Origin of the sequence: Lactococcus sp. LG606, assembly GCF_017309645.1 — a bacterium.
GTDB classification, from domain to species: domain Bacteria; phylum Bacillota; class Bacilli; order Lactobacillales; family Streptococcaceae; genus Lactococcus; species Lactococcus petauri.
In genome coordinates this window covers 1140296-1164448 of sequence record NZ_CP071301.1, presented here as the reverse complement: position 1 = coordinate 1164448, position 24153 = coordinate 1140296, and the positions used below count along the sequence as shown (strand labels likewise).

At 39.3% G+C, this 24153-nt stretch carries 19 protein-coding genes; all 19 read left to right on the top strand.

The annotated features are described in order from the left end of the window. The 19 genes from J0J35_RS05665 (at window position 1) to J0J35_RS05575 (ending at window position 24093) form a co-directional block, all read left to right on the top strand. Window positions 1–648, top strand: a complete 648-nt coding sequence (locus J0J35_RS05665; RefSeq protein ID WP_165707118.1) for an HAD family phosphatase — start codon at window positions 1–3, stop codon at window positions 646–648. Between the two features lie 154 nt (window positions 649–802). After that, entirely contained in the window at window positions 803–1954 is a 1152-nt protein-coding gene (locus J0J35_RS05660) for an SIS domain-containing protein (RefSeq protein WP_206916051.1), read from the top strand. A 14-nt stretch (window positions 1955–1968) separates the two neighbouring features. Further along, window positions 1969–2898 carry a tagatose-6-phosphate kinase gene (gene lacC / locus J0J35_RS05655; RefSeq protein WP_206916042.1) on the top strand — a complete coding sequence of 310 codons (930 nt, stop codon included), beginning with the start codon at window positions 1969–1971 and terminating at the stop codon, window positions 2896–2898. A 25-nt stretch (window positions 2899–2923) separates the two neighbouring features. Then, window positions 2924–3781, top strand: coding sequence for a class II fructose-1,6-bisphosphate aldolase (gene fba / locus J0J35_RS05650; RefSeq protein WP_206916038.1), 858 nt, complete (start codon window positions 2924–2926; stop codon window positions 3779–3781). A gap of 694 nt (window positions 3782–4475) precedes the next feature. Further along, window positions 4476–5129 (top strand): HAD family phosphatase, encoded by a 654-nt coding sequence (locus J0J35_RS05645; protein ID WP_206916034.1) that lies wholly within the window; start codon window positions 4476–4478, stop codon window positions 5127–5129. Between the two features lie 112 nt (window positions 5130–5241). Continuing rightward, window positions 5242–6291, top strand: a complete 1050-nt coding sequence (locus J0J35_RS05640; protein ID WP_206916030.1) for a Xaa-Pro peptidase family protein — start codon at window positions 5242–5244, stop codon at window positions 6289–6291. A gap of 156 nt (window positions 6292–6447) precedes the next feature. Continuing rightward, entirely contained in the window at window positions 6448–7005 is a 558-nt protein-coding gene (gene efp, locus J0J35_RS05635; RefSeq protein ID WP_003132984.1) for an elongation factor P, read from the top strand. 87 nt (window positions 7006–7092) lie between these two features. After that, on the top strand, window positions 7093–7494 hold the full coding sequence (locus tag J0J35_RS05630; RefSeq protein ID WP_019294295.1) for an Asp23/Gls24 family envelope stress response protein: 402 nt from the start codon (window positions 7093–7095) through the stop codon (window positions 7492–7494). Continuing rightward, a complete protein-coding gene (gene nusB / locus J0J35_RS05625) occupies window positions 7487–8461 on the top strand; it encodes a transcription antitermination factor NusB (RefSeq protein ID WP_206916027.1) in 975 nt (324 codons plus the stop codon). The genes J0J35_RS05630 and nusB overlap by 8 nt, the downstream gene beginning before the upstream one ends. A 482-nt stretch (window positions 8462–8943) precedes the next feature. Next, complete coding sequence (locus tag J0J35_RS05620; RefSeq protein WP_206916024.1) at window positions 8944–10086, top strand: glucose-1-phosphate adenylyltransferase; 1143 nt, start codon at window positions 8944–8946, stop codon at window positions 10084–10086. Beyond that, complete coding sequence (gene glgD / locus J0J35_RS05615) at window positions 10076–11221, top strand: glucose-1-phosphate adenylyltransferase subunit GlgD (RefSeq protein ID WP_086583174.1); 1146 nt, start codon at window positions 10076–10078, stop codon at window positions 11219–11221. Before J0J35_RS05620 ends, glgD begins: the two co-directional genes overlap by 11 nt. A gap of 51 nt (window positions 11222–11272) precedes the next feature. Continuing rightward, window positions 11273–12709, top strand: coding sequence for a glycogen synthase GlgA (glgA, locus tag J0J35_RS05610; RefSeq protein WP_206916021.1), 1437 nt, complete (start codon window positions 11273–11275; stop codon window positions 12707–12709). Window positions 12710–12781: 72 nt separating this feature from the next. Then, on the top strand, window positions 12782–15184 hold the full coding sequence (locus J0J35_RS05605; RefSeq protein ID WP_206916019.1) for a glycogen/starch/alpha-glucan phosphorylase: 2403 nt from the start codon (window positions 12782–12784) through the stop codon (window positions 15182–15184). Between the two features lie 101 nt (window positions 15185–15285). Beyond that, the gene (locus J0J35_RS05600) at window positions 15286–17103 is read left to right on the top strand and encodes a glycoside hydrolase family 13 protein (RefSeq protein ID WP_206916018.1); all 1818 of its coding nucleotides are present in this window, start codon (window positions 15286–15288) and stop codon (window positions 17101–17103) included. A 207-nt stretch (window positions 17104–17310) separates the two neighbouring features. Next, complete coding sequence (locus J0J35_RS05595; RefSeq protein ID WP_019291587.1) at window positions 17311–18759, top strand: cytochrome ubiquinol oxidase subunit I; 1449 nt, start codon at window positions 17311–17313, stop codon at window positions 18757–18759. Next, window positions 18756–19751, top strand: coding sequence for a cytochrome d ubiquinol oxidase subunit II (gene cydB, locus J0J35_RS05590; protein ID WP_165707130.1), 996 nt, complete (start codon window positions 18756–18758; stop codon window positions 19749–19751). Before J0J35_RS05595 ends, cydB begins: the two co-directional genes overlap by 4 nt. 145 nt (window positions 19752–19896) lie before the next feature. Continuing rightward, window positions 19897–21603, top strand: coding sequence for a thiol reductant ABC exporter subunit CydD (gene cydD / locus J0J35_RS05585; protein ID WP_165707131.1), 1707 nt, complete (start codon window positions 19897–19899; stop codon window positions 21601–21603). A 31-nt stretch (window positions 21604–21634) separates the two neighbouring features. Then, entirely contained in the window at window positions 21635–23353 is a 1719-nt protein-coding gene (cydC, locus tag J0J35_RS05580; RefSeq protein WP_046401112.1) for a thiol reductant ABC exporter subunit CydC, read from the top strand. Window positions 23354–23451: 98 nt separating this feature from the next. After that, complete coding sequence (locus J0J35_RS05575) at window positions 23452–24093, top strand: MarR family winged helix-turn-helix transcriptional regulator (protein ID WP_019294284.1); 642 nt, start codon at window positions 23452–23454, stop codon at window positions 24091–24093. The last annotated feature ends 60 nt before the right edge of the window (window positions 24094–24153 follow it).

The following is a 24153-nucleotide window of genomic DNA, read 5'->3' as shown; positions in this document are numbered from 1 at the left end:
ATGAGCTTTAATACGATTATCTTTGATATGGATGGTGTTTTAATCGATACGGAGTATCATTATGCCCAAGTATTTGATGCCTTTTTCGATAAAAAGGGCATTCCGATAGCACATCTAAATCGGCGTGAGCTTTTAGGTCGCCCTCTGAGAGACTTGTGGCCGTTCATTTTGGGAGAAGATTTTGATAAGAAAGATGCGGCAAGGTTACAAAAAGAGTTCTTCACCTATAAAAAGAGTAGCCATTTTCCCATCGAGGAAATGCTGTTTCCTGATGTGAAAGTTGTCCTGCAACGCTTTTCTGAAACAAAACTAAAGATTGGTTTAGCGACAAGTTCGTCACATGATGAAATTGCAGAAGTTCTTGATACACATAATCTTCGTAAATATTTTGAGGTTATTTCATCTGGCGAAGATTTTCCAGAGTCTAAGCCCCATCCTGCCGTTTATTTGTCTGCCATGAAGCAGTTGAATGCCAGAGCATCTGATGTGCTTGTCATTGAAGATTCACCCAATGGTATTGCAGCGGGAAAAGCAGCGGGAGCAACTGTTTGGGCGATTAGAGATCAACGATTTGATAGTGACCAGAGTCAGGCAGACAGACGTGTTGAGCATTTAACTGAAGTATTGGAACTTCTTGGCTTTTCATGATGTGACGAAATAATTCTATGGAGCATTGAAACATTCCCTTGAAATCAGGAAAAATTTCCGTTTTGGTAAAGTGCCATTTGGAAAATTTTCCTATGGTTATCACCTTATAATAGATACCATAAGCCTAAAGAAAAATAGAAATCGAGGGAATAATATGCTTCAATTACCAGAAGAACGACTCAAAGAACTAGGTGCGGCTATCACCGTTAAAGAAACTTTAGGGCAGCCAGACTTATGGCGCAAGGTTTTCGCAGAATACGCAGAAAGAAAAACAGAGATTGATGCTTTCTTAGCAACACTTATCGAAAAACATGGCTTTATCCGAGTTATTTTCACTGGGGCAGGTAGCTCGCAGTATGTGGGTGACACCGTACTTAAAAGTTTAATTGAGCTGGGAGATACGGAACATTTCCGTTTTGAATCAATCGGAACAACGGATATCGTAGCAGCCCCACAAGCTACGTTGGAGCAGAATACACCGACCTTGTTGGTTTCATTTGCACGTAGCGGAAACTCCCCTGAATCTGTTGCAGCAGTCAATATTGTAGAAGAGCTAGTCCAAGACAGTTATCAGTTGGTAATTACTTGCGCTAAAGAAGGCAAGCTCGCTCAGCAAGCCCTCACGATGGAAAATGCGTTGACTTGTATCTTGCCAGATGAGTCTAACGATAAAGGTTTTGCGATGACGGGATCATGCAGTTCAATGACGCTTTTATCAACGCTTATTTTTTCAACAGAAGAACTTTCGGATAAAGAAAAGCAGGTCAGCATTGCCGCGGATTTAGCTGCAGATGTTTTTCAGCGAGAAACGGAAATTGTAAGTTTTCTAAATGACGATACAGACCGTATGGTTTACGTGGGCTCAAGTACACTTTCAGGTTTTATACGTGAAGCTCAACTCAAGGTTTTGGAATTAACGGCAGGAAAAATAGCAACCATGTTTGACAGCTCGATGGGCTTCCGTCATGGACCTAAATCTTTCATTAATGAAAATACTGTCGTTTTCGTCTTTGCTGCCAATAACGCTTATACACGTCAATATGATTTGGATCTCCACAAAGAGGTTGCCGGTGATGCAATTGCTCAGCGAACAGTCGTCATCGGACAAAATCTTACTGAAGGTTTTACGTATAAGGAAGCGCCAGAGCTTAAAGAAGCCTATCTTGTCTTCCCAGCATTTGCATTTGCTCATGTCATTGCCTTGAATGCTTCAATTTTGGTGAAAAACACGCCTGATACACCTTCAGCATCAGGCACAGTGAACCGTGTCGTAAAAGGTGTGATTATCCATCCTCTGGAAAAATAGGAGAGCAGTAAACCATGAGTATTTTAACAGTCACACTCAATCCTGCTATCGATATTTCTTATCCATTGGAAGCCTTTCACTTAAATACGGTCAATCGTGTGGCACAGGTTGGTAAAACGGCTGGTGGTAAAGGACTTAATGTATCACGTGTGCTGAAAGAACTAGGTGCAGATGTCTTGGCGACAGGATTTGCTGACGATATCTTAGGTGCGGAGATTATCGAGAACTTAAAAAGTGAAGGTATTGATAGTCGATTTACTAAGATTTCTGGGAAGACACGCAACTGTATTGCGATTTTACACGAAGGACAACAGACCGAGATTTTAGAAAAAGGACCACGGATTTTAAGGGAAGAAGCAGAAGAGTTTATTGACAATTTTAAAGTAATGTTAGCTGAAGTTGAAGCAATTGCCATTTCAGGTTCTCTGCCTGATGGCTTACAGGAAACTTTCTATTCTGAGCTTATCGCAATTGCCAACAAGCAGGAGAAAATAGTTGTTTTGGATTGTTCGGGGCGCTCACTTGAAGCAGTGCTTAAAAACCCACATAAGCCAAGTGTAATCAAACCCAACTTGGAAGAGTTGACGGATTTGTTAGGGAAGGAAGTCACCTTAGAAAATATCAAAGAAAGTTTACAGGATAGGCTTTTTAACGGTATTGAGTGGATTGTGGTTTCTCTTGGAAAAGAAGGCGCGTTTGCTAAAGTTTCCAATGACTTTTATCGTGTGCAAATCCCCCAAATAGTTGTAGTAAATCCTGTCGGATCCGGTGATGCGACTGTTGCAGGACTTGTTTATGGGATAAGCCAGAATGAAACGGTTGAGAATACCTTGAAAGGTGCTAATGTATGTGGCATGCTCAATGCGCAGGAGGCGAAGACAGGTCATATTAATCGGACAAATTATCAAGCTTTGTTTGACCAACTCAAAGTAGAAAAACTATAAAACGAAGACGCGAAGAGGAGAAAAAATGGTACTTGTAAAAAGTAAAGAAATGATAGAAAAGGCATTTAAAAATGGCTATGCCATTGGTGCTTTTAATGCAGAAAATATGGAAATGGCGGAAGCAATCGTAGAAGCAGCGCAAGAGATGAATGCCCCCGTCATTGTCCAAACAACTTCGGGTACGCTCAATACGACCCCCCCAGAAATGTTCTACCATATGGTTAAAGCAGCAGCAGACAAGGTCTCAGTGCCTGTAGTGATGCATCTTGATCATGGGGATGATTTTGAGCGTGTAGCACGTTGCTTACGTACAGGTTATACTTCGGTAATGATTGACGCTTCGAAAAAAACATTTGAAGAAAATGTCGCAATAACCGAAGAAGTGGTCAAGATGGCACATTCGATGGGTATTCCAGTAGAAGCTGAACTAGGTATTGTTGGTGGCAAAGAAGATGGCAATAATGCAGAGACGGTAGCTTTTACCGATCCAGAAGAAGCTGAAAAATTTGTCAAAGCTACAAATGTTGACTTTTTAGCTATTGGCATCGGCAACTCACATGGCTTTTACAAAGCAGAGCCAAAGTTACAATATGATATCTTAGAGGCTGTCAAAGCGAAAACGGGTGATGTACCATTGGTCCTTCACGGCACGTCAGGAATCCCTGACGAAGATGTTTCAAAAGCTGTTGCTATGGGCATTGCTAAGGTTAACTATGCCACTGAACTCCGCGCTGTTTTCACAAATGCTATCAAATCCTACATCTCCGAAGATGAAAAAGTCGTAGATCCGAAAAAATACAACTCCGCAGCTAAACAAGCAGTCAAAGAACTTGTGAAACAAAAAATTCAAGTACTTGGTTCTGATAGAAAAGCTGAGGAGTGATGGTACGTATATAACACATTAATATCCCCCAAAATAAAGCTTTAAAAGTGAAGCTTTATTTTTTTATGCATATATACATAAATATGTAACAATAATGTAAAGTAGAGTAAGGAAATAGGAAATACTTTTAGCTTAATGAGATATACTCTTCTTGATATCACATTATTTTGATGTTATAATAAAGGTAAATAAAAAGGACTTGCTTCCAACAAGTCCAATGTAGCCGATTAAAAGTCGGTGGCAGAATTAAAGATCTAAGAACCGTTAACTCTCCAAAGCTAGACGGTTCTTATTTTTTTTTGTGATTGTTTCAATCAACAAAACGATAAATGTGAGCAAGCTAATAAGTAAACTACAAACTGCAGTTACTAATAGTGCTACATTAATCAATAAGTATGCTCCTTTCTGTTGGATTTTGCACTTACATTCATAAGCCTCACCACCTTTCAAGAACCACCGTCTACTAAACTTCTACACAGCAATTATAATATATTGGTTAATAGAGAAATCAAGGAGAAATCTTATCGAAAGAAAGCTTCTTATCCAGGTTAGAACTGCTTTTCTACTGGTTTCGTCCACTGTTTAATAAAAAATACTGAAAATTAATATTTTGGTGTATTTTCTTTCTCCAAGTATTTCCAATCATTATATCTAATATAAAAAAATAACCGCTTACTTATGCTATAATAAAGCTATGAAATTTAAAGCAATTGTATTTGATATGGACGGTGTTTTGGTAGATTCAGAACGTTTTCACTCTAAGGTTTTAGATAACTTTTTCGTTGAAAGTGGTATTGATGCTAGCCATTTAACACCAAAAGATTTTGTCGGCAGTGTTTTGAAAGACATGTGGCCAAAAGTATTACGTGATGAGTTTACAGAGGCGCGTGCAGCGCAAGTGCACCAAGATTTCTTAGATTACGATGCACAATTTCCGATTCCTTATAAGGAGCTACTTTTACCTGGTGTTACGGACGCCTTGAAGACATTTTCAGAAAAGGGGTATAAAATGGCCGTAGCTTCAAGCTCTCGTCGCCATGAGATTGCTGAAGTCTTGGATACGCATGATTTACGCCAGTATTTTGAGTTTTTCTTGTCAGGGCAGGATGAGTTTGAGCAGTCTAAACCTAATCCAGCTATTTATCTGGCTGCTATGGAAAAGCTTGGTGTAGAACCTTCAGAAACCCTGATTATTGAAGATTCGCATTATGGTATTATGGCTGGTAAGGCGGCTGGAGCCACTATTTGGGCGGTTAAGGATAACTATTTCGGTATTAATCAAGAGCAAGCAGACCGTTTTATTGAGACACTTAGGGATGCCAAAAATTTGTTGGCGGAATCAGAATAAAGGAAAGAACTTCTGCTTTTAGGAGTTCTTTTTTCTCTAGATAAAGATTCAATATTATAGTTCAGACTTTGTTATAATAGAAGAAAACATCCCAATTAAAAAGGAGAAATCAATGAGAATCAGTAACTTAAAAGAAAAAATAGCACGAGAAAATTTAGATGGCTTAATCCTTACTGATATGAAAAATATCTACTATCTGACAGGTTTTTCGGGTACAGCTGGAACGATTTTCATGACAGCAGAACATTCCTACTTTATGACGGATGATCGTTATATTGGAATTGCACGCCAATTGATTACGGGGTTTGAAATCATCCAGACACGTGATGCCTTATCTGAAATTGCTGCCCTTTCTGAAGACCTTCAAACTATTGGTTTTGAAGATACAGTTGATTTTGCATTTTATCGTGTATTAGCGGAAAAATTAAAGAAAGCGAAACTTGTTCCTACGACAAATTTTGTAGCTGAGCTGCGCCAAATCAAAGAGGTCGATGAAATCGCCACAATCAAGAAAGCTTGTCAAATTGCTGATAAGGCCTTTGAAGCTGTATTGAGATATATCGAGCCAGGCAGAACAGAAATAGAAGTCGCTAATTTTCTTGACTTTAAAATGCGAGAAATGGGCGCAAGTGGCATCTCTTTTGACACAATCGTTGCTTCAGGAAAACGCAGCAGTTTGCCACATGGAGTAGCAACCCATAAAATGATTGAGTTTGGGGATCCTGTAACCATTGATTTTGGCTGTTATTACAATCATTATGCAAGTGACATGACAAGAACAGTCTTTGTTGGCGAAGCAAGTCCGAAGATGCGTGAAATCTATCATACAGTACGTCAGGCAAATGAAGCTCTGATCACCGAAGCAAAAGAAGGCATGTCTCTTGCTGACTTTGACAAAGTGCCACGCGATGTCATTGAAGCAGCCTCATACGGAGAACACTTTACACATGGGATTGGTCATGGTTTAGGCTTAGATGTACATGAAATTCCTTACTTTGGTGCTAAAGCAAAAGGAGCACTCAAGTCCAATATGGTCGTTACGGATGAACCAGGAATCTATATTCCTGACTTTGGTGGTGTACGGATAGAAGACGATTTGCTTATTACTGAGAAGGGCTGTCAGGTACTGACCCAATCGCCGAAAGAACTTCTCGTTCTTTAATTTGAATTCTTGCTTCAAGAGCTTCATTTGCTCTAAAGTTTGTCTGAAGGAAATAAACAGACATTTGAAAAAAGGGTGAATTTGTGCTAAAATGAATTGTTAAAAGCTGCCTCTTTGGGCGGTAAATAGAATATTCACTAGGAGATATATATAATTATGGTAGCAGCAAAAGACCTCAAAGCCGGAATGACATTTTTGAACGGAGACAAACTCCTCCGTGTTATGGAAGCAAGTCACCACAAACCAGGTAAAGGTAACACAATCATGCGTATGAAGTTGCGTGATGTGCGTTCAGGCTCTACATTTGACGATACATACCGTCCAGAAGACAAATTTGAACAAGCTGTGATTGATACAGTAGCTGCACAATATCTTTACCAAATGGACGATACAGCTTTCTTCATGAACAACGAAACATATGATCAATATGAAATTCCTGTTGAACAAGTTAAAGAAGAATTACTCTATGTTCTTGAAAATACAGATGTAAAAATCCAATTTTACGGTACAGAAGTAATCGGGCTTCAATTGCCAACGACTGTCGTACTTGAAGTCGCTGAAACTCAACCTTCTATCAAAGGTGCAACAGTAACAGGGTCAGGTAAACCAGCAACAATGGAAACAGGCTTAGTTGTCAATGTCCCTGACTTTGTTGAAGCAGGAACAAAACTTGAAATCAATACACAAACAGGTGAATACCTTAAACGTGCATAAGCCGTTTTGGCTAGCCCTCACACAAGTTGAGGAGTTATAAAAGCCTTGCTCCACGGAGAAACAAAAGAAAAGATAGAGGAGATAAATATGGCAGATACAACTGTTCATACTGAAGAACTTGGTGAAATCGTTATTGCACCGGAAGTTCTTGAAGTAATTATCGGTATCACAACTGCAAAAATCGATGGTGTTTATGCATTACGCAACAAGCATTTTTCAGATAGCCTCGGCAAAAAATCAGAAGGCCGTGGTGTTTATATCGAAAGTAAAGACGACAAAGTTGTTGTCAATATCTATGTTTACTTGGCTTTTGGTATTAACGTACCACAAGTAGCCATGAATATTCAAAAAGAAGTGAAAGAAGCAGTTGAACAAGCAACAGAAATCGTAATTGATGATGTGAACATCCACGTAGTAGGTATCGTTCCTGAAAAATTACCAAAACCAAGCTTTGACGATTTGTTTGATGAGGGTTTCTTTGATGCCTAACAAGCTAACGCAACATAGCATTCGTCAGCGCACTGTGCAAACTCTTTTTGAATACGAAATCAGAAAAGCAATGTCAGACACAGTTTTGACAGAGTTTAAAAATAATGTCGAAAAGATTAATCGTGAATTGGCAAAACCGATTCGTTTTGATGTTGCTTATAAAGATGAACGTATCACAGTACGTGATTTTCCACGCTTTTTCACAAAACCATTAAAAGAAATTGATAAGATTTATGAAATTTTAGATATTCCAAATCGTGAAAAAACTGCTGTTTACAAAGCTTTGAGTTTTATTCGTGATTTTGGTGGTTATACGAAACGTATGACGGATCAAGAAGCTATTGATTTGTACAAAGATGTCTTTATGAATCTGAACTTGGTACGCCTTTTCAATATTGAGCTTGAAGAAGAAAATATTGCGGTTCGTGTTCGTGATTTCTTGCGTGCAAGTTTTAGATCAGAAACACCAGAGCAAAAATTAGAAGTTTTCAATCGAGTTTTCTCTGATGTTCATGCAAGTGTTCGTGAAAAGATTACAGTTGAATTATTCAAGCCTTTAACTGTTCAAAATGAAGTTGCTGAAATTTTGGCGATGACCGAGCCAAAATTTGCCACAGCTTCTAAAGATATCTTAGTCCAAGCTAAAACTTTTGCTTTGAATTATGATAACAATACAGATGAACCCGTAGAAGCTCCAGCTTATTTTTCCGAATTGGTCGATGGCATCTTAGAAAAACAAAATGTTCTTGATGCTGCCTTATCTGAGCATTTAGCAAAAGGTTGGACTTTCTCGCGCTTAACCACAGTGGAGCAAGCTTTACTTCGTTTAGGTGCTTATGAAATCCTCTTTACTGAAACTCCGGATTTGGTTGCTATTGATGAGTCGATCGAACTGGCTAAAGATTTCAGTGATGAAAAATCAAGTAAGTTTATCAACGGTATGTTGACTAATTTAATTAAAAAATAAAATAAAAGACACAGAAAATTTACGCTTCTGTGTCTTTTTTCGATATTTAATATTAATATTAGCAAATTTTACAGTAAAATACTATAATAAAAGTATGTGAAAACACCAAGCTATAAAAGCGTTTCTAGTGAAGTAGAAGTGTCAAATTTTTTTATTGCGAATTTTCAGAATTTTATAATTCATAACGAGATGAAATGTTTGTAAAATAATTTTTCTCCTAGTTGAGGTAAAATGAGAAAAAGTTTATTTTTAATACTTATACATACAAAGGAAAAGTTAAAAATTAGAGTGGAATTCAATCCTTTGGGTGAAATCAAGGCCCTAGAATAAGCTCTATTAATGGTGCGCATGTTTTTTCAATGTAATAATAGCAGTAAAATGAGTTTTACATTAAAAACATTTGACTTTTATATTTTAATTATATAAAATTACATTAAGTTAATTAAAAATTTCTAATGCTACATATAAAGTGGAGGTCTATTATGGGAATAGAAATGCTTGGTCTAATACTTGCCGGTGGGCAAGGTACACGTCTCGGTAAGTTGACAAAGGATGTCGCAAAACCGGCAGTACCGTTTGGCGGACGATACAGAATTATCGATTTCGCCCTATCTAACTGTGTGAATTCAAATGTTAAAAATATCGGAGTTATTACACAGTATGAGCCTTTAGTGCTCAATGAACATATTGGAAATGGTGCGCCTTGGGGCTTAAACGGGGTAAACAGTGATGTAACTATTTTGCAACCTTACTCTTCAACTGAAGGAAGTAAGTATTTTGAAGGTACAGCACATGCTATCTATCAAAATATGGCTTACATTGACAAAAAAGATCCGGAGTATATCTTAGTCTTGTCCGGGGATCACATCTATAAGATGGATTACGAAGCGATGTTAGCGAGCCACAAGGAAAATGATGCGAGTTTGACGGTTTCAGTCATGGAAGTACCTATTGAGGAAGCGAGTCGCTTCGGTATTATGAATACAGACGATAATGACCGTATTATTGAGTTTGAAGAAAAACCGGCTGAGCCTAAGTCTAATCTTGCATCGATGGGGATTTATATTTTTAGCTGGAAACGACTTCGAGATGTCTTGGTGACAGGTTATGCTAAAGGCGTGGATATGGAGGATTTTGGCGGTAATGTTATTCCGGCATATATTGATTCTGGTGAAAATGTCTTTGCTTACCGTTTCAAGGGTTATTGGAAAGATGTGGGTACGATTGATAGTCTTCATGAATCTAGCATGGAATTCCTGGACTTAGGAAATGAATTGGATATTAAAGATAAGGAATGGCGTATCTATTCTCGTAATGACATCTCTGCACCGCAGTATTTAACGAGAAATGCCAATGTGAAAGCTGCCTTGATTGGCGATGGCTGTTACGTGGATGGAGAAGTGACTGATTCGATCTTATCTCAGAATGTTCATGTACAAGAAGGAAGTACAATCGAAAAAAGTTTCGTTATGTCTGGTGCACATATCGGAAAAAACGTAACCATCAAATATGCCATTCTTGGTGAGAAGGCCAAAATTGGCGACAATGTTGAAATTATGGGAAAACCGGGTGACATCGCTGTTATTGGACACGGAGAAGTAAGAGGGGAAGAAAATGAAGACTGAAAATAAAATTTGTGCAATCTTGTCGAATGTCACACGCAATGAAGAGCTCTCTCCTCTGATTGATCAACGTCCGATTGCGACATTACCCTTTGAATGTAAATACCGCTTAATTGATTTTCCTTTATCATCTTTAGCAAATGCCCATGTGAGTTCCATCTTTATGACAGCTAATCAAGGAGAAACACAGTCCATCTTTGATCATATGGGTGCAGGAAGCGAATGGGGCCTTGATAGTTTTAAGAATCGCTATTTTGTCTATATTCAGCAAGATTTTCAACGTCTTAAAGAACAAGGTTTGCCTTATTTCAATCAACAGATTAATTTTTTACGGAAAGCAAAAGCAGCTTATACCGTTTTGCTGGACAGTAAATTTATCTGTAATGTTGACCTAACAGCTGTTTTAAAAATTCACAAAACTTCTGAAAAGCCAATCACCGCAGTCTATAAGAAAGTTGCACCAGATGTAGCAGAAGCTTCAGATACCATTATTCGCTTTGACGAACATAATAAAGCCTCAAGTAGTTTTCTCTCCCAACTTACGGATGTGCAGGACAAAGAAGCGCTCAGTTTAAATATGTTTATTGTCGATACAGAATGGCTGATTGACTTTTTACAAAGAATGCAAGAAGAAGGGGAATATGCCTCCAGTTCACGCCTTTTACGTAAATATTTAGCAGAATTTGACATTAATACTTATGAATACACAGGTTATATGAGCAATATAAAGAGTATCAAGTCTTACTATGATGCTAATATGTTGATGCTTGAGCCAAGTAATTTTACGGCTTTGCTCTATGGTAATCATCCAGTGCGGACGAAAATCAACAATGAAGTGCCGACTTACTTTTCACGAGACAGCAATGTCACAAATAGTCAACTGAGCTCAGGCTGTGTTATCGAGGGTCGTGTATCAGATTCTTTAATTTCACGTCGTTCAAAAATTGAAAAAAATGCCTCAGTCGAAAAAACGATGGTCTTTACCGATAGTGAAATTAGAAGCGAAGCTAAAGTGGCCTATGCGATTGTGGATAAGCATGTAATTATTGAAAGTGGTGTGAAAGTTGAAGGAACGCCAGAACATCCTGTGGTTATTCCGAAACATACGGTTGTGACGGAAGACATTATCCAAAAGTAGTCCCTTTAATGGCAAGAGGAGTCAATAATCCCAGGAAAATAAGGAGAAAACATGAAAGTATTATTTGCATCAAGTGAGTGTGCACCATTTTTTAAGACAGGTGGTTTAGGAGATGTCACAGGTGCCCTTCCTAAAGAACTTGCCAAAAATCCCGATATGCAGGTGGCTGTCATCTTACCTTACTATAAATATGGTATTGCTGAGCACTATAAAGCCCAAATAAAAGATGAATTTTGGGATTATGTTAATGTCGGCTGGCGTCACGAATATGTCGGTGTGAAGCGTTTAACTCAGGATAAAATCACTTATTATTTCCTAGACAACGAGAATTATTTTGGTCGTGATGAAATTTATGGTTATGGTGATGATGGAGAACGTTGGGCCTTTTTCTGCTTGGCTATTGCGCAACTGATGGAACGCTTAGCTTTTATTCCTGATATTCTTCATGTCAATGATTGCCATACAGCTATGTTGCCTTTTCTCTTGAAAGAAAAATATCAATGGATTAATGCTTATCGTAATATAAAAACAGTACTGACCATCCACAATATTGAGTTTCAAGGAATTATGCAAGGTTCAGCTTTGTCAGAACTTTTTGGTATGGGGATGGAGCGTTATCATGAAGGTGTCGTACGTCACAATGATATGCTTAACAGTCTCAAAACAGGGATTCTCTATGCGGATCGTGTCAATACTGTTTCGCCGACATATGCCCAGGAAATTCAAACACCTGAGTTTGGCTGTGGTTTAGATCCGATTTTAAGGTATGTCTCTGATAAGCTTGTCGGTATTGTCAACGGTATTGACTATGATGTTTATAATCCAGCCACAGATAAACGGATTGAACATCATTTTTCAAGCTCTGACTTGAAGAGTAAAGCCAAAATGAAACAGGCTTTACAAGAACGTGTAGGTCTTCCTAAAGCCGTAGATAAGCCCTTGATAGGTATTGTCAGTCGCTTGACCACTCAAAAAGGTTTTGATCTTGTTTTGGAGCGCATGGATGACATTTTAAGTCAAGATGTACAAGTCGTTATATTAGGAACAGGCTATACGGATATTGAGCAAGGTTTCCGCCACTTTTCAGAAAAATATCCTGAAAAATGTGCGGCAATCATTAGCTTTGACTTGAAGCTCGCTCAGGAAATCTATGCAGCCAGCGATTTCTTCCTGATGCCCTCGGCATTTGAGCCTTGTGGCCTTTCGCAAATGATTGCCATGCGTTACGGTACTCTTCCCATAGTCCATGAAATTGGTGGGCTCAAGGATACAGTTCAACCTTATAATCCTTATACAGCCGAAGGAACAGGATTTGGCTTTGTGGATTTTACGGGACAAGTTTTAGTGAATACCATTAATCAAGCATTAAATCTATATGCGAGTGAACCAGATATTATTCAGAAGTTGAGAGTTCGTGCGATGAAGCAAGATTTTTCGTGGAAGACAAAGGCTGAGCAATACATTCATCTTTATCAAGAAATAATCTAAAGAATGCGTGTTTGTCTCTCAGAAAACCTTTCCTAAAGTAGGAATAGAAATCAAAAAGCGGAGTAAGATATATTGAAGCTTTCAAAAACGCAATTTAAAAAAGACTTTGAAAAAAGTTTGACGTCCAAGTTTGCTACTGATGTAAGTAAAGCAGGAGTCACAGAAACCTTTGCAACTTTATCATCTGTTGTAAAGCAATATTATACACAGATTTGGCAAGCTGATAATCAGTATAAAGATGAAGTGCAACAGAAGCAGACCTATTATTTTTCTATAGAATTTTTACCTGGGAAACTGCTGAAAAGCAACCTTCTTAATCTGGGTATTCTAGCAACGGTTCGCGAAGGTTTAGCAGATTTGGGCATTGATTTGGAAAAGGTCGCCCAAATAGAGCCAGATATGGCCATCGGTAATGGTGGCTTGGGCCGTTTGGCAAGTTGTTTTATGGATTCGGCAGCTTCTACAGGTTTGCCGGTGAATGGTAATGGGATACGCTACCGTTATGGCCTCTTCAAACAAAAAGTAATTGATGGTTATCAAGTAGAGTTGCCAGATTCGTGGCTTAATAATGTGAATCCTTGGGAGGTGAGGCGTGCAGATAAGGCCATTGAAGTTACTTTTGGTGGTGAAGCTTGGCTAGAAGAAGATGAATCAGGCCATCTCATCCCGCGTTATCGTAATCAAGAGCGTGTGTTAGCCATACCTTACGATACGCCCATGGTTGGTTTTGAGAATACGCGCGTAAACAATATGTGTCTGTGGCATTCTGAAGTGCCACAAGATTTGGATGTGAAGTTTCAAAACATGGAATATATGCACCAAACCTCAATGCTCTCTGCTGAGCTATATCCTGATGATTCGAATTACGATGGCCGCTTGCTTCGCCTTAAACAGGAATATTTCTTTGTATCCGCAGGGCTTCAAAGAATCCTGCGACATTATAAGGTCAATAATGAAGCACCATTGACGCAGATTGCAGACTATGTAGCGGTGCATATCAACGATACGCATCCTGCGCTTTGCGTCCCGGAGTTCATGCGTCTCCTCCTTGATGAGAATGGTCTGTCATGGAAACAAGCCTGGGAAATTACCGTCAAGGTAATGAGTTATACCAATCACACAATCCTGTCGGAAGCCTTAGAAAAGTGGCCAGAAGATATGGTACAGATGCTTTTACCAAGGCTTTATCAGATCATCAAAGAAATTGACCGTCGACGGACAGAAGAATTGACACCACGTGTAGGTGCAGAATTAGTACAAAAAACGAGTATCGTGAAAGATGGGCAAATTCATATGGCGAGCTTGGCGATTATTGGTTCGCACTCGACAAATGGTGTGGCTAAATTACACTCGGATATTCTTAAAGATGTGGAGCTACATAACTTTTATAAATTATACCCAGAGCGTTTTAATAATAAAACCAACGGTATAGCAGATCGACGTTGGCTCCAAATTGCCAACGAAGGCTTGGCAAACTTGATTGATGAAAAGATTGGCAAAGCATGGCGTCACGATTTGACAAAACTAGAGGCATTAAAGGCTTTTTATGAGGATGAAGCAACGCTAAAAGAGCTTTTAGCGGTCAAGCTTCAAAATAAAAAAGACTTAGCTGTGTTAATTAAAGAAAAAAATGGTGTTGAAGTAAATCCTGAAGCGATTTTCGATGTACAGGTCAAGCGGCTGCATGCTTATAAACGCCAACTTTTAAATTTGCTTCACATCCTAAAACTCTATTTTGATATCAAAGATCAGCCGGACTTAGAAATGGTTCCACGTGTCTTTATTTTTGGTGCAAAAGCTGCGCCCGGTTATCATTATGCCAAAAGCATTATCAAAGCGATCAATGAAATAGCTGATATGATTAATTCAGATCCAGTAGTTAAGGACCGAATCAAAGTAATCTTTATGGAAAACTACAATGTGAGTCTTGCCGAAAGTATCATTCCAGCAGCAGATGTGGGGGAACAAATCTCATTAGCATCAAAAGAAGCCTCGGGCACTTCAAATATGAAGTTTATGCTCAATGGTGCTCTCACAATGGCGACCTTAGACGGGGCAAATATTGAGATTAAAGAAGCTTGTGGAGATGAAAATATCTTCATCTTTGGGCTAACCAAAGATAAAGTTTATGAGTACTACAAAAATGGCAACTACAATGCGCGTGATATTTACGAACAAAATCCAGTAGTACATCGTATCCTCAACGCTTTCATTGACGGAACTATTCCTAATATTACGAATGAAGGGCCTGAAATATTTGATTCACTCACAGCCTTTAATGATGAATATTTCTTATTGCGCGATTTTAATGATTATGTCCGCGCTCAGAAGGAACTTGAAGCACTTTATCGTGAGCCTAAAGCTTGGGCACAGGCAAGTTTGATGAACATTGGGACTTCCGGTATTTTCTCCTCTGACCGTACTATACGCCAGTATGCCGAAGATATTTGGTTTATTAAAGAAAAAAGTGAGTAAAGCTGTAAGACTGTGCCAGTAAAAAAGGAAAGAAAAATACTCTTTCCTTTTTTACGCATAGAAGAGAGCATATCATGCAAACAAATGAAGGGAGGGTAAAAATGTATTATTATAATTCTTGGGATGCAGACTTCAAACAACCTTTCGGGGCAATTCAAGTGGGGCAGATTATGAAGGTAAATCTGCAAACCGACAAGGAAAATGTTACTGCCAAGTTTATCATTCGACGTGACTTCGGTGCCCGCTCGGAGTTTGATATGCAAAAGTTAGAGGGAGGAATTTTTAGTGCTTCTGTCAAGTTCGATGTTGGGCAAGGGCTTTACTACTATTATTTTGAAATCAGTGAACCAACGGATTGGGGCATCAAAAAGTTTTACTATGGCTGTAGCGGTCTTGGTGGTGAAGGCGTACTTTATATGAATGAAAATGATGTACGCCCCTATCAAGCCACTATTTTCTCCTCAAAGGATGTCGCACCAGCATGGTATCGGGAAGCCGTCTTTTATCAAATATTTCCGGATCGTTTTCATAATGGCAATCCAGAAGGTAAAATTAATCATCCCAAACCTAATTCCTTCATTTATGCGACTAAAGAAGACACGCCGCTTTATGTCAAGGATGAAGCAGGTGACGTTGTACGGTGGGATTTCTTTGGTGGCAATATTCGCGGCATTATCGAAAAGATACCTTACTTGAAAGAACTGGGGATAAATGCACTTTATCTTAATCCTATTTTTTCAGCAACCAGCAATCATCGTTATGATACCAATGACTATCTGCAAATAGATAGCATGCTAGGAACAGAAGAAGATTTTCAAGAATTAGTGGACGTTCTTCACACAGAAAATATGCGTATCGTTCTGGATGGTGTTTTTTCCCATGTGGGTAAGGACTCACGCTATTTTAATCTCTCGGGTCAATATGGAAGCGATGTAGGTGCAGCTAAAAATCCGGACAGTCGTTACATGGATTGGTTTAAATTTACAGAATATCCGATGAATTATAAATCATGGTGGGGGATTAAAGATCTTCCAGAAGTGGATAAAGACAACCCTTCATTTCGGGATTTTATCTATGGGGATACACATTCGGTCTTAGCCAAGTGGAATCAGTTTGGCATAGATGGCTGGCGTTTGGATGTGGCGGATGAACTTCCAGACAGTTTTATTCGGGGCATCCGCAAAAATTTGTCCCGCTATCCAGAGACGATTCTTATCGGTGAAGTTTGGGAAGATGCCTCTAATAAGATTTCCTATGGGCAACGACGTAACTATATTTTGGGTGACAGTTTGCAAGCCGTGATGAATTATCCCTTTCGTGACTTAATTATTGCTTATCTTACAATGACTAAAACTGCTCAAGAGCTTGCCTATCAAATGCTGGTTTTGAGTGAAAACTATCCGCACGATATTTTTTATAATAATTTTAATAACCTTGGTACACACGACACGGAACGTATCTTGACGATGGTCGGTGATGAAGCAAATGATTTAGCTGTAGGAATGCTCTTTAGTCTTCCTGGTGTACCTTGTGTCTATTATGGTGATGAAGCTGGGCTAACCGGCCGTAAGGATCCAAAAAACAGAAAATATTTCCCGTGGGATAATATCCATGAGCTGACTTATGATTTGTACCATCAGTGGATTGCCAAGCGTCATTCAGAAAAGACACTCACTCAAGGAAAATTTACTACGTTTTTCCAAGGAGATGTTTTAGGAATTTTACGCTACACAGATTGCGAAGCTTTTGTCTACGTTATTAATCCAACAGATGCAGAAGTCAAGCTAACATTTAAAGAAATTCATTTTCTGCAAAAAGTTTCTTTCACTGAGCGACTGGCGGACTGTCTTGATGAACTTATCCTTCCAGCAAAATCAGGGCAGGATTTTAAGATAATCAAAGTAGAAAATAAGATTTAAAAAGAAATACTGCTGTCAAAAGCAGTGTTTTTTCGTGTCAATTTGAACACTAAAGATGATGCTGTATAAGAAATGTATCAGAATCTTAAATTTATAAACAAATTCCTTTTCGATACGCTTTCATAGTGTTACAATGAATTGTAATTAATTTTTTGTTAGTCTCGAAAATTGTGTACTTTTACCTTTATTCGAGCAATAGGAGGCTTTATGTTGACAATTGAAACTCTCGCGCGTTTCCAGTTTGGCATGACCACAATCTTCCACTTTTTCTTTGTTCCCCTTTCGATAGGGTTAACATTGATGACCTTTATTATGGAAGCATTGTATGTTAAAACGGGCGATGAGAAATGGAAAACACGTACCAAATTCTTTGGTGCAATCATGCTATTATCTTTTGCCGTCGGAGTCGTGACTGGTATTATTCAGGAATTCCAATTTGGGATGAACTGGTCAGACTATTCACGATTTGTCGGTGATATCTTTGGAGCACCACTTGCTGTAGAAGCACTGCTTGCATTCTTTATGGAATCAACATTCTTGGGTGTTTGGATGTTTGGTTGGGACCGTATAGGCAAAAAGTTGCACTTGGCGGCACTTGGCTTAGTTATGGTTGGAACTTGGCTTTCTTCACTTTGGATTTTGGCAGCGAACAGCTTCATGCAAAATCCAGTGGGCTATGAAGTTATTGATGGTCGTGCAACATTGACCAGTTTCTCAGCTTTATTGACAAACCCACAAACAACCTTAGAATTTACCCACGTTATCACAGGGTCATTCTTAACTGGTGGATTTGCGGTTGCCGGTATCTCTGCATTCCAAATCCTTAAAAAACGTGAAGCTGATTTCTTTAAACCAGCTTTGCGTTTAGGACTCTTAGTTGCTTTGATCGGTGCGATGGGGAACTTCGTGGCTGGTGACCAACAAATGTTGGAAGTTAAAAACACTCAACCGATGAAATTCTCAGCGACAGAGGGTGTTTATGAAACAACAGAGGACCCAGCAGCTTGGGACATGATTGCTTTCTTTAACGAAGCTGATCATAAGTCTGTTTTCGGTGTGCGCATACCGTACGTGCTGTCAATCTTGACCTACCACCGTCCTTCAGGTTCAGTTGAGGGGATGAATCAAATCAACAAGGAACTGGAAGCTAAATATGGTGATCATCTGAATTACTATCCACCAGTTACAGTTCTCTTCTATACATTCCGTATTATGGCTGGTTTGAGCATGTACTTCATGTTAATTTCAGCTCTTGGGCTCTTCTGGACACGCCGTAAGAAACCTTGGATGTATGAAAAACCTGGAATGATGCGTCTTTATGGTTGGTCAATGTTCTTACCATTCCTTGCCATCACTTCTGGTTGGTTGGTAACTGAGTTGGGACGTTATCCATGGACTGTATATGGACTCTTTACCATCAAAGACTCTGTTTCACCTAACGTTTCAGTAGGAAGTTTACTCTTCTCAAATATCGTTTACTTCCTTCTTTTCTGTGTCTTAGGTACAATCATGATTATCTTGACACGCCGTATTATGCGTGACAGTGCACATAAGGCAGAAACAGCTTATGTTGATTTAGATCCATTCAGCAGCCATAATCTTGGTAAGGACAAGCATTCTAAATCAGAAGAAAAAGAAGAGGAGGCTTTGAAATGAGCGGATTACAATTATTTTGGTTTATCTTAATTGCAGTGCTCTTTGGGGGATTCTTCTTCCTCGAAGGCTTCGACTTTGGTGTAGGAATGAGCGTTTTGGCTTTGGCACGCAATAAACGTGAAGTCAACCAAGCAATTGCGACCATCGGTCCTTTCTGGGATATGAACGAAGTATGGCTCTTGACAGCCGGCGGTGCCATGTTTGCCAGCTTCCCTTATTGGTATGCTTCCCTTTTCTCTGGTTATTACAACATCTTGTTGTTAATTCTCGCCTGCTTGATTTTACGCGGGGTAACCTTTGAGTTCCGTCACCGTAGCGAATCAGAAAAAGTAGAGCGTGGCTGGGAAATTATTTTAGGAGTGACAAGCTTCTTTATTCCTTTCTTGTTCGGTTTGATGTTTACCAGCATGATTCAAGGTGTTCCAATGGATGCACGCGGTGATATCTATGCCAGCTTCACAACATACGTAAACCCACTTTCACTTGTTGGTGGTGTTGCAGTAGCCTTGATGAGTTTCTTGCATGGTTTGAACTACATTGCTTTGAAGACAGAAGGAAACATGCGCAAACGTGCGAATGACCTTGCAAACAAACTTTACTTTGTGCTTTATGCAGGTGAAATTGTCTTTGCTCTCTTGATTGCTATGAAGACAGATTTTATTGAAAAACATGCAGCTTTAACAATTGGCTTGTTAGCCGTTATCGTTCTCTTGACTGTTTTTGCACATGTTTCGGTTGCTAAAAAACGTGAAATGTCAGCATTCTTATCTTCTGGTTTGACTTTCCTTGCATTGGTTGCTTTACTTTTCCAAGGGTTGTTCCCACGTGTAATGATCGCTGAAAATCCGGCTTACAGCATCTTGATTAAGGACGCAAGCTCAACACACTATACTTTGACAACCATGTCCTACATCACAATAGCAATCTTGCCATTTGTGCTTGCTTATATGGCTTGGACTTACTACATTTTCAGAAAACGTATCAGTGAATAATTGATTCTAAAATTCCTTTTTTAAAGGAATTTTTTATTAGACAAAAGTGAAGAAGAGCATGAATTTATAAGCAGTTTCAAAGGCTTGATACTCATATTTTGTTATAATAAAAGTTATCATATGAATAAGAATAGGTAATTAAAAAATGATTGACAGAACTCTATTTACTCTTCCAGGAGTACGTAAGATTCTTCCCGCTCTTGGAGGGCTCGCCCTACTTCAAGCGCTTTGTATTTTAGGACAGGCTTTATTTCTGTCTCAAGCGATAACAGGATTGTGGCAAGGTCAAGAACTCATGCAGGTTCTGATCTATATTATTGGCTTTTTCCTGAGCTTTTTTGGGCGAGAAGTAGTAAACTTTTTACGTCAATATATGCTTGATAAGGTTTCTTACCGTTTAGCAGCAGATATGCGTGGACAGATTCTTGAAAAAGCCTTTAAACTTGGACCTTCTGTCTCACGTGAAATGGGAACAGGGAATCTGACATCGACAGTTATTTCTGGTATTGATGAGGTCGAAACTTATATCAAATTGGTTCTTTCTAAAGTTTTGAACATGATGATTATTCCAATTCTCTTGCTGATTGCGATTGCCTTTTTGGATTTGCAGACGGCGATTGTATTGGCGATTGCCTTTCCCTTTGCCATAATCTTCATGATTTTGTTGGGATATGCTGCACAAGGGCAGGCAGACAGACAGTATAAGAGTTTCCAACTTTTATCCAATCACTTCTTAGATTCGCTCCGCGGGATTTCGACCTTAAAATATTTTGGCTTATCAAAAACATATGCCAATTCCATTTATCAAACGTCAGAACGTTTCCGTAAAGCAACAATGGCTACGTTACGTGTCGCAATTCTATCGACCTTTGCACTTGATTTCTTTGCAACCTTGTCTGTTGCTACAGTAGCTTTGTTTTTAGGTCTTCGCTTGATGAACGGTGCAATTCTCTTGTTCCCAGCCCTGGCTGCTTTGATTTTAGCTCCGGAATATTTCTTACCTTTGCGTGACTTTGCCTCGGACTACCACGCAACGCTAAATGGTAAAAATGCTTACGCCAGTGTTAATGAAGTGTTGCAAACAGAAGATTATCTAACAGAAGTTTTACCAGAGCCTATCCGTTGGACAGAGCAGTCACAACTGAAGCTCCATAATTTGAGTAAAGTTTTTGAAACAGGACGTGGTGTCTCAGATATCAATTTGGAACTGCAAGGCTTTACCAAGGTAGCCATTGTCGGCGAATCGGGGTCAGGTAAATCGACATTGTTAAGTATGCTTTCAGGGTTTCTTAAGCCCAGTGCGGGCGAAATCCAGCTCAATGAATTTCAGCTGACCTCACTTAACGATGAAAAATTCCGCCAGTCTTTACAATTTATCCCTCAAAACACTTATATTTTTGCAGGAACTTTACGTGCTAATTTAGCCTTTTATCAGCCAGAAGCTACAGATGAAGCCATCATTCATGCAGCTGAGCTTGCCGGTTTGAAAAATTTGCTAGAAGAAATCGGGTTGGATGCAAATATTGGTGCAGGAGGTCGTACCTTATCTGGGGGGCAAATGCAACGTGTGGCACTCACACGAGCATTTCTCTCTCAAGAAAGAAATATTCTTTTCCTTGACGAGCCAACGGCGCACCTTGATGTAGAAACGGAACTGGAGATAAAGGAAAATATTCTGCCACTCTTTGAGGACAAGCTCGTCTTTTTGGCGACTCACCGCTTGCATTGGCTGCCTCAGATGGACTTAATTCTCGTCCTCAATGAAGGTAAGCTCGAAGCTGCAGGTTCACATAAAGAACTCTTAACGACTAATACATACTATCAAGAGCTCTTGCGTGAGATGAGAGGTTAAACAGCATGATTGTAAAAACAATGGAGAAAAAATGAAGAAGATTCTTTTCAATAATGATTGGATCACACCTTTTCTGCGTAAATATCGTTTCGGAATGATTCTTGCGATTATTTTAGGAACAATAACGATGTTTTGCGCTGGCCTGCTTATGTTTTCAGCGGGCTACGTGATTTCAAAATCAGCAACTAAACCCGAAAACATTTTGATTATCTATGTGCCTGTTCTGATGGTACGTGTCTTTGGTATTTCACGGCCTGTGGTGCGCTATATTGAACGCTTAACATCCCACAACTGGATTTTACGCATCACCAGTAATCTTCGTCGTAAGCTTTATCTTCGATTGGAAAAATCGGCGATTGGTTTGTCTGAACGTTACAAGTTAGGTGACCTTCTTGGTCTGCTTAATGAAGATATAGCGAATATTCAAGACTTGTTCTTACGGACTCTTTTCCCTTTGATGATTGTGGGTTCTTTATCTGTAGCTCTCATCATCGCTTCAGGTGTTTTCTCGATAACCCTGGCTCTTGTGGTTGCCTTTTTCTTAGGCTTGATGGTTATTGTTCTTCCTTACGTATCACTCAAAGTGTCAGCCAAATATGACCGAGATTTGAAAAATTACCGGAATCAACTCTTTTCAGACTTGACAGATGATGTTTTAGGTTTGCAAGACTGGGTTTTATCAGGCAGAAAAGAAGATTTCTTGCTTGATTATCAAACCTCAGAAAAAGCAGCACGTCAGATTCAAGAAAAATTACTGAGTTATGTACGGAAACGTAACCTTGTGTTGCAGCTCATCTTTGCTTTACTTGTGGTCTATCTGATTGTTTGGTCAGGTTCAACCTTAAATGCGGGAGATGCACCGAACTACATTGCCGCTGTTTCTCTAGCTGCCTTTCCTTTGTTTGATGCCTTTGCACCTTTGTCTGACGCTGTTGTTGAGACACAACGTTATGGTGATTCTGTTCAGCGTCTCAATGATTTACCTGATGTTAAGGAAGATGTGCGACAAGAAACGATTACGGAGACAGACTTACAAATTTCTAATTTAAGTTTTGCTTTTGATGACAAGCTTATCTTTGATGACTTAAATCTCCATATCAAAAAAGGAGAGCATGTCGCGATTTTAGGTCGCTCAGGAGTAGGTAAATCAACCTTAGCAAGCCTTATCCGTGGGGATCTTATTGCACAGCAAGGGACTTTGGATTTGTCCGGAATTGCACCAGCTTATGCCAATAATGTTGAAGAAAAGATTGGTGTCATTAACCAAAGCCCATATATTTTCAATGCCAGCATCCGTTCCAATCTTAGCTTGGCTCGGCTTGATGCCAGTGACGAAGAAATTTGGAATGCTTTAGAGCTTGTAGGCTTGAAAAAAATGGTGGCTTCCCTGCCTGATCAACTCAACGAGGTCGTGGATGAAGCAGGACTACGTTTCTCAGGGGGGGAACGCCAGCGTTTAGCCTTAGCACGTATTTTGCTGTCCGATGTCGATATGGTTATCTTGGATGAACCGACGGTTTCGCTAGACCCGATTACCGAAAATCAACTGTTGCGTCTCTTCTTTGAGCGCTTAAAAGACAAAACGATTATCTTTATCACTCACCATCTGTTGGGTGTACAACACATGGATCGTGTTATCTTTTTAGAAAAAGGTAAAATCAAGCTTGATGATCAACCGGAATACCTTCTTGAACACAATGAAGACTTCCGTAAGCTTTATCAAATGGACTTAGGAACTAACGACGATTAAGAGTCGTTAGTTTTTATATTGACAAAACGAAATAAAAGTATTAAAATGTATTTTGTTAGCTTATATATGAGCTAAACTAAATATCAAGGAGAATAACTGTGTCAGCAGAAACAAATAAATTATTACACCTCTTTTCAAAACTACTTCATAATCCTCAACTTCTCATGGCTTTGCATATGGAAAGAATGACAAGTCGACTCGGAGAAAAAAAATCGCGTACAGGCGCACAAGGGCTTCTGGTTGAACTCTGGAAGGCTGATGGGCTGACTAATGCTGAAATCGCTGAAATCTTGGATATCCGACCTTCAAGCGTAACTGCTCAAGTGAAGAGCTTAGAGCAACGTGGCTTAGTTAAACGTGTTACAGACGAAAATGATAAGCGAGTGAGCCGTGTTTTCTTGACGGAAGAGGGCAAGCAAGCTCAAGTTGAACGTAAAGAAAGTCAAGATGACTTATCAGAAGGCATCTTTGGTAATCTTACAGAAGAAGAACAAGTTCAACTGATTAATATTTTGGAAAAACTTGAAGAAGCTAATCCAGCTGATGAGGAATGTGATTTCCGCTTTGGTGGTGGCATGCGTCCTGGCGGCTTTGACCCACGAATGATGCATCATATGGGTAGAGAAATGGAAGCAAAAATGAGAAAAGAAATGCGCCGTCAGATGCGAGATGCTCATAACCCCTGGAATTTTGGCCATAATCCACGCAGCAGAAGAGACGATAATTGGGACGATTTTTAAAATAAGCTTAAATCAGTCTAAGGTCTTAAGTTCTTTGTTACAATTTAAGGTATAATAGAA